The organism is Anabaena sp. UHCC 0451, from assembly GCF_034931405.1.
GTDB lineage: Bacteria > Cyanobacteriota > Cyanobacteriia > Cyanobacteriales > Nostocaceae > RDYJ01.
In genome coordinates this window covers 69524-76028 of record NZ_JAYGHA010000031.1, presented here as the reverse complement: position 1 = coordinate 76028, position 6505 = coordinate 69524, and the positions used below count along the sequence as shown (strand labels likewise).

The 6505-nt window shown below is 35.9% G+C and carries 9 protein-coding genes; 2 read left to right on the top strand and 7 right to left on the bottom strand.

Annotated features, from left to right (window positions below; translation table 11 throughout):
- Positions 1–376: thermonuclease family protein (locus VB694_RS20135; RefSeq protein WP_323362114.1), on the bottom strand; the 376-nt coding region annotated here is incomplete at its 3' end.
- 69 nt (positions 377–445) lie between these two features.
- Between VB694_RS20135 and VB694_RS20130 the strand changes: the two genes are divergently transcribed.
- The gene (locus tag VB694_RS20130; protein WP_323362113.1) at positions 446–1090 is read left to right on the top strand and encodes a hypothetical protein; all 645 of its coding nucleotides are present in this window, start codon (positions 446–448) and stop codon (positions 1088–1090) included.
- A 48-nt stretch (positions 1091–1138) separates the two neighbouring features.
- Positions 1139–1420, top strand: coding sequence for a hypothetical protein (locus VB694_RS20125; RefSeq protein WP_323362112.1), 282 nt, complete (start codon positions 1139–1141; stop codon positions 1418–1420).
- Here VB694_RS20125 and VB694_RS20120 read toward each other — a convergent pair.
- The 6 genes from VB694_RS20120 to VB694_RS20095 all read right to left on the bottom strand — a co-directional run bounded on the left by VB694_RS20120 (position 1417) and on the right by VB694_RS20095 (position 6471).
- The gene (locus VB694_RS20120) at positions 1417–2394 is read right to left on the bottom strand and encodes a hypothetical protein (protein ID WP_323362111.1); all 978 of its coding nucleotides are present in this window, start codon (positions 2392–2394) and stop codon (positions 1417–1419) included. The two genes, VB694_RS20125 and VB694_RS20120, sit on opposite strands and share 4 nt — an antisense overlap.
- Positions 2297–3499: a hypothetical protein gene (locus VB694_RS20115; protein ID WP_323362110.1), complete on the bottom strand. Its 1203-nt coding sequence runs from the start codon at positions 3497–3499 to the stop codon at positions 2297–2299. The genes VB694_RS20120 and VB694_RS20115 overlap by 98 nt, the downstream gene beginning before the upstream one ends.
- Positions 3480–4565, bottom strand: coding sequence for an ATP-binding protein (locus VB694_RS20110; protein ID WP_323362109.1), 1086 nt, complete (start codon positions 4563–4565; stop codon positions 3480–3482). Before VB694_RS20110 ends, VB694_RS20115 begins: the two co-directional genes overlap by 20 nt.
- A gap of 4 nt (positions 4566–4569) precedes the next feature.
- Complete coding sequence (locus VB694_RS20105) at positions 4570–4848, bottom strand: hypothetical protein (protein WP_323362108.1); 279 nt, start codon at positions 4846–4848, stop codon at positions 4570–4572.
- A gap of 4 nt (positions 4849–4852) precedes the next feature.
- Entirely contained in the window at positions 4853–5896 is a 1044-nt protein-coding gene (locus VB694_RS20100) for a metal-dependent hydrolase (protein ID WP_323362107.1), read from the bottom strand.
- A gap of 62 nt (positions 5897–5958) precedes the next feature.
- Positions 5959–6471 (bottom strand): hypothetical protein, encoded by a 513-nt coding sequence (locus tag VB694_RS20095; RefSeq protein WP_323362106.1) that lies wholly within the window; start codon positions 6469–6471, stop codon positions 5959–5961.
- Positions 6472–6505: the final 34 nt, after the last annotated feature.

Sequence of the window (6505 nt, the reverse complement as noted above, 5' to 3'; positions counted from 1 at the left end):
TTCCATCTATAAATATTTCTCCTATTTTGCGGTTGTACCTGTCAGCATCTACTACTGATATTTGTACAATTTTTCCCACTGGAATTAAAGAGCGCAAATAATCCCTAGATTCTTTTCCTAATAACTGTGAAATCTCTGGGGCATCAATTCCACATAATCTAATTCTTTCAGTAATTCCACTCTTTTCAACTTTAATGGTATCACCATCATGAACGCTAATAATTTGCCATTCTTCTGGTGCTGGTACAATTGAAAGCTTTGGCTCAAGCGGCTTTGACCTGGTTGTACCAGATAAATAACTACTTAATAAATACCATGTACTAGACCCCAGAAAAATGTACAAAATCAAGTACAAAAATTTGTTAAAAAATTTCATAGTACAAAGCTTGCGGTATCAATATTATCTGTGCAACTATATTATCACTTGATGCTTTTATAAAGTAAAATGAAAAAAATTCGTTCAACATTATCTTTGATTGGTATTGCGATCGCTCCCCTTAGTTTCCCACTAGAAGCTAATGCCATTCCTTACAAAGGGGATAATGTTTATATGGCTACTGGTGGTAATGGTGGATTAGTAGTTACAAATAATGGAATGGGAAGCACACCATCAGCCGTTGTCAGTGTTCTGACACGCAGAACATCTGCTAGAGTTCGCGGAAGCTGCGGCGAAGTACGAATATCAGCTAGTAGTTTAGGGGCAAATCCCCCTACTAGCATAAAAATCAATGATGCAACTATAGATATATCAGCATTGCCAGTAGTTTCGACTCAATGCCAACAAGGAAGTTTTTCCATGCCCGCTCCAGGAACATTCAAAACTCCTTCCGGTGATGTAATTAACTATGATTCAAGTTTTGTCGGGCAAGCGGCCAAAATTGAATACATGGCTCAAGCATTCCGAAATGTAACTTTTAATGCTTGCGGATTTGGTGTAGTTCGTTTTAGTGAAACAGTCGATTTTCCCGCAACTATTGCGGTGAACGGAACAAATTACACAAAATCTGCTTTAAAAGTAGCAGCAGGAGCGCCGATTTGTTCGTCTAACACGCCATATGCTCCTGCCAATACTTCATGGCTTGCACCATAAAAATTAATTATTCTGCCTAGATAAATTTCTAGGCTTAATCTTTTTAAAATGGAATTACTTGCTGCATTTCAAATATTAATTGCTAATTCTTGTGGAATGATTTTTATAGAAAATCCATCTAGGAATTTTATTATTGAAAATCATATTGTATCCCCTAACTTTCCTTTTAATGAATATCAATTAAAAGATAATTGCTCTGAAATGATAAATTATCCCAGAATATTTAAATCTGGTAATAATATTATTTTTGTGAAAGAACCTAATAAAGAATATCCAGTTTGTTATTTTAATCTTTCACCAGATGAATGTAAAATTATTGATGATAATTAAATTTCAGCATCTTTCACACCCAAGACTAACAATTTAATTTCAAATAGCGATCGCCTCATTTTCCCCCAAGAAGAATAAGTATTAGCTTTGATGTTGTCAAGTTGATTCTGCTTGGCTAAATAAGATTCTGTATCGTTATTGCCCCGAATATATCTAAGTTCAAAGACTTTAAATTGATCAATTGCTCTTGCTCCCACAACTTGAGCTACTTGAAAATCAGTCCGCGCTTCGTCAAATTTAATTAAACTTACTGCTACTTTTTCTCTGGTAGTATCCGCTAACTGTGCGCGTGCGCGTTGCAATTCAGCAACTTTAACTTGAAGGTCGGCGATCGCTATTGAGTTACGATTAGCTTCTGTGTTAGCTCCTTGACTGCCTTGAAAAAAGGGAATACCAATTACATTAAGTAATCCGTTGATTAAACCAGTATCACCCCTAAATACTCCTAATAAATTATCTATTAAACCTCTACCTTGCGGCTGTGGCTGTCCTGGTTGTGGAGTTGGACCTAGTAAATATTGTAAAGCGGGAGTTAATATTGAGAGTCTTACAGTTTTAACATTACGACTTCTAGCGTCATTAATTTGATCATTCGCTTCTTGTATTCTACTGTCAAGCTCTTTAAGTAATGGTGATCCACTAACAGACCTTGATTGTAATTGATCGAGACAGGCTGATGTGGTTTCTAAACAAGGTAGACCACCCCTCATAATTCGCCACATATCATCATTAAACTGCTCAGTTAAGAGTTTATCAATATCCGGTCTGACAAAAGGATTTTGCTGATTCTTAGGGGAAAGTTGATCAGCTTTTGCTTCTGCTTCTTCGGGATCTACTTCCTCTACAAAATCATCTGTCGTAGTTGTCGGAGTTGTTTTAGCGGGGTTTGTCGGTGTTACTGTCGGTGTTTGTCGTGATTGTGGATTTTGTGCCGTTACTGGATTTATTATTAAGGGAAATATTGTTAGAAACAATAGTGATAGTTGTCGTATATTTACCATCTTTACCTACCCAGGGCTTAACTTTTTTAATATACCCATTTCGCGGACTTCTCACAATAGGAATATCAGCTAATTTATCTTCGATTGCACTTAGTGAAATACCTAATTGTGCAAGCTGGTAATCCTTATTTCTGGTAGCCTCTTCATACTGTAGTCTTGATCTTTCATAATCTTGATTTGATTGAGTGATAGTTTGCGATCGCTTACTCTCTTCTACTGATGCCTGATACTCTTGAATTTGACGACGATTAATAGCAGACTCTAGCCTAGATTTCGCTATCTTTAATTCTGATTCTGCCAAAATTACATTAGTTTTTAATTGTTCTAGTTCTTGACTTTGAATAATTGCAGCGGCTGATAATTTAGCCTGTGATTGCTCAACTTCTGATCGCGCTTGATCTAATTCAGATTGTAATTTTCTTAATTTAGATTGTTCATGTTGCAAGATTTCCGGCTGCATTTTCATATCATTCATTGCAGCTATCATCTGTTCTTGCTCTTGAATTTTTTGGGAAGCGATCGCTAATGATGCCCCAGCTTTTTCAAATTCTGCGCGACGCTCTGGATTATCTGTTGTTAAAAGTTTGGAACGACTATTTAAAATAGATTTGGCTTGTTGTAATTTAAGTTCAGCTTGAGATATATTAGCTTGCTCTTCTTCAAAAGCAGAATCAGGAAGACTTCTTATTAATGGTGTGGGTGGTGGTGGTGTAGGAGCAATTAGAGTTTTAGATTTTAGATTATCAATCTGTAATTTAATTGATTTTTTTTGACGTTCTAACCGTTGCCTTTCTGTTGAATTGTCAGAGATTATATCCCCTATTTTAATCTCATCATTCAGTCTGACCTTTAGGTAACTAGGGTTATCTACAGACAAACTCATTCTCAAAGGACGGTCTTTCTGTAGAGGGCTGGTAAATTCTTCTTGATCCTCTTCATCAGCATTTTCCACGATGGGATTTTGTGCGATCGCTGGTTTATCCTGTGGTTTAAGTTTTCCCATTAGAATTACTGATAAAGCGATCGCTATTAACAGTCCAATATTTATTAATAATTGATTACTCTTTGTGACGTTCATAAAAAGGTAAAATTTTAGTTTTTATACCATCTCCATCCATCCTAACTAATGCCTCTAATGGCTGTAAAGAAGCAATCATTGACTCTGAAAATCTAAATCTCTTCTTAACACTAGCAATTTCAGTATCATCTACTGATAATACCAATTTGAGAGACGAATTAGCTAAAACTTCTCCTGATATGTGGGCATCGCGTTGACTAGCCACAACTGCACATAATCCAAATTTACGGGCTTCTGCTGATATTCTCGCCAGGGTTTCTGATGATTTGACTTCTTTACACTCATCCAAGATGACGTAACAACGAGGTGTTTTATCTTTAATTTCACCCTGCAATTTATGAGAATCCAATAATTGTTTTAAAAGAGTTTCTGCGGCTATAGCTGATAATCCAGGTACTTTAGCTAATGCTGATAAGTCAAATCTAACCAATGGAAAATTTAACGACGGCTGCGGCTTGCTAAATATGCCATATTTAAACGTAGCAGCCATTTTCAATAATAGTTTTTCTGAATCTTTACAACCATCCTCTACACGGCTTTCTAATTCAGCTTCTAAATCAGCAAATGTGGGCGGTTGATTAGTCCATGTTGATTGTTTTTTCTGAAATATTCCCCTACTTTCGTAACAGGTAATAAAGGCATTTAATATTAAGCCCTGTTGATTGTCACCAAGTCTTAGTGATTTACGCAGTATGGCAGCAACTGCGATCGCTTGCAAGTCTGGTCCACCACCTCTAGGATCTAAATCCAGGACGAGTGGATTTAAACCGTGTGGTGATTCAGCATCTAATTTATAACAAACTTCATCGGGTAACTCTAAATCCCCATGAAAATCAATTAAAATAATTTTAATCTTTGGGAATAATGATGGTAATTCATAAGCCATTGACTTCAAGGTTTGAGTCTTACCACTACCAGAAGTTCCTAAAATTACAGCGTGTCCATTTCGTAAGTTAGCAGGATTCCAGTAACACTTTTCCCCTAAGAATATGCCAGAGTGCGATCGCTTTGGCTCAATTACTTTATTCTGTGGTTTAAGCGTAGCTTGTGGTAGTGGTTTAATCATTATTTTAATTTTCTAGTGCTTGGTGTTTAGTTCTTCCATTCCAGGTAATAGTTTCATTAGAATCAGAAACGGATACTTTTCTTAAAATTTTAATATCCTCAAATCCAATTGTAGCTAAAAATCCTGCAATACTTTCTGCTGTTCCATTGTAATAAAATAGATATCGTTTTGGCTCAAGTGAACAGCATTCATAAAAAGCCACAATATCATTTATAAAATAGTCAAGATTTATCTTTGCTGGTGGTGTTGATGTTTCAAATATAGTAACTGTTTCTTCTGACATAAATTTATTGACTGCTAGTAATTGACCGAACTTGTAAGCTGCCACTTGCGAATTCATCCCCTAAGAATTTCATCACAGCTTTTAACGGTGCAGCTTCTAATTTAATATTACTAGGTGATGCTTCAATAAACTTAAATTGATAAGGATCTCTTGGTAAAACTGAGGTATCGAAATCCTCAACAGTTAAATCACCACTAATAAATACATTTGTATTAGTTCTGTTGAATTTATTTATCGCCTCCCCAATAACCTGATCTTCCACAAATACCGATTCAATAGTAGTAATAGCAGCTTTACCAACATCTGCTGTAATTTGTTCAATAACAATCTGACTATCAGGGTCAGTTGCGGCTTTATATAGTTTATTTGTAGTGGGTTCTAAAACTATAAATCCAGTCCCGTTAGGTTGAATAATCTGAAATTGGCCATCAACTTTTGACCTATCACCGGCTCTCACTCCCTTGATATTGGCAATAATTTTGTGGGTACTTCCCGAACTATTATAAACCCCTTGAACACCTGATGTAGAAGCAATCAAGCGGTTAAACTGGGTTAATATTCCCCCCTTACTATTGATGCTAAATGCTGATAGAGCGATCGCAATCAATATACAAAGTATAAAATATTCAGCATTACTCCCAGTTTTTAATCTCAAATTCCGATTCCCAGGACAAACACAACGCACAGGTGAAGGCCAAAACATTTCCACACCACCGCGAGTAAAACAATCAGCAAACCAGCCGAAAGTATAACCAATTGTTAAAGCTGACGCTATTGGTAATAATTGAGGAATAAATATTGATATTCCATAAGATGCGATCGCAACTACAGCCGATGCAACTATTGAATGAGTCATACTGCGGTGCGGCATTGTTTCCTGAAAATATCCACTTATCCAAGGAAATAGGCGGCCTGCTGGTGAGGTGGAAACATCAACATCAGGAAGTAAACCAGCGATCGCCCCAACAGCAATCACTACAGGATCGGCAGTTCCTAAAAGTAAACTTGCAGCCGTGCCACTAATTAACAGGTGAGATATTCCCAACATTATCTAATTCTCCTTCCTTCGCTTTGATGCTTTTTGAGTAAGTAAGGATATTACTTATTATTTTAACGGGTTAGTGCAATATTGAGAAATTCAGCGATCTGTTGAGCTATTTCAGGATTTCCCTGGGGTGCGCTGTTGTACCTAGTAGTTAAATTTATTTCCTTTTTAGATTCTGTTATTAAGCTGATATAGTAATGAGGATCTTCTATTTGTGCTAGTACCACTTTTACAAATGCAATGTCTGTGAGTAAATATTCAGTAGTTTTAATTTTTGACAAAAAACTTTTTTCATTGAGAGTAAACTTACCTGTTGATTTATCAAAACAGCAGCTTTCTGGATAATTACGAATTAAGAAAGACAAGCCAAGAATAATAAAAACACCTCCCATTAAAAAAATAGTTGTTCCTTTACTAGAATATTTGAGACTATCTATTGATAACACATTGCTAACTATCAGCGCATAAAAAAATACAGAAAAAACTCCGATTATTAAAAAAAAACTTCCCGTTGTCAATTCAGAATGTGATCCTAGTTTTAGTTTTAATTGTTTTGGATTTTGTTCTAATATTACCATTTGAAAATCTCCTGTTATTTAAGATAAAGCAAAA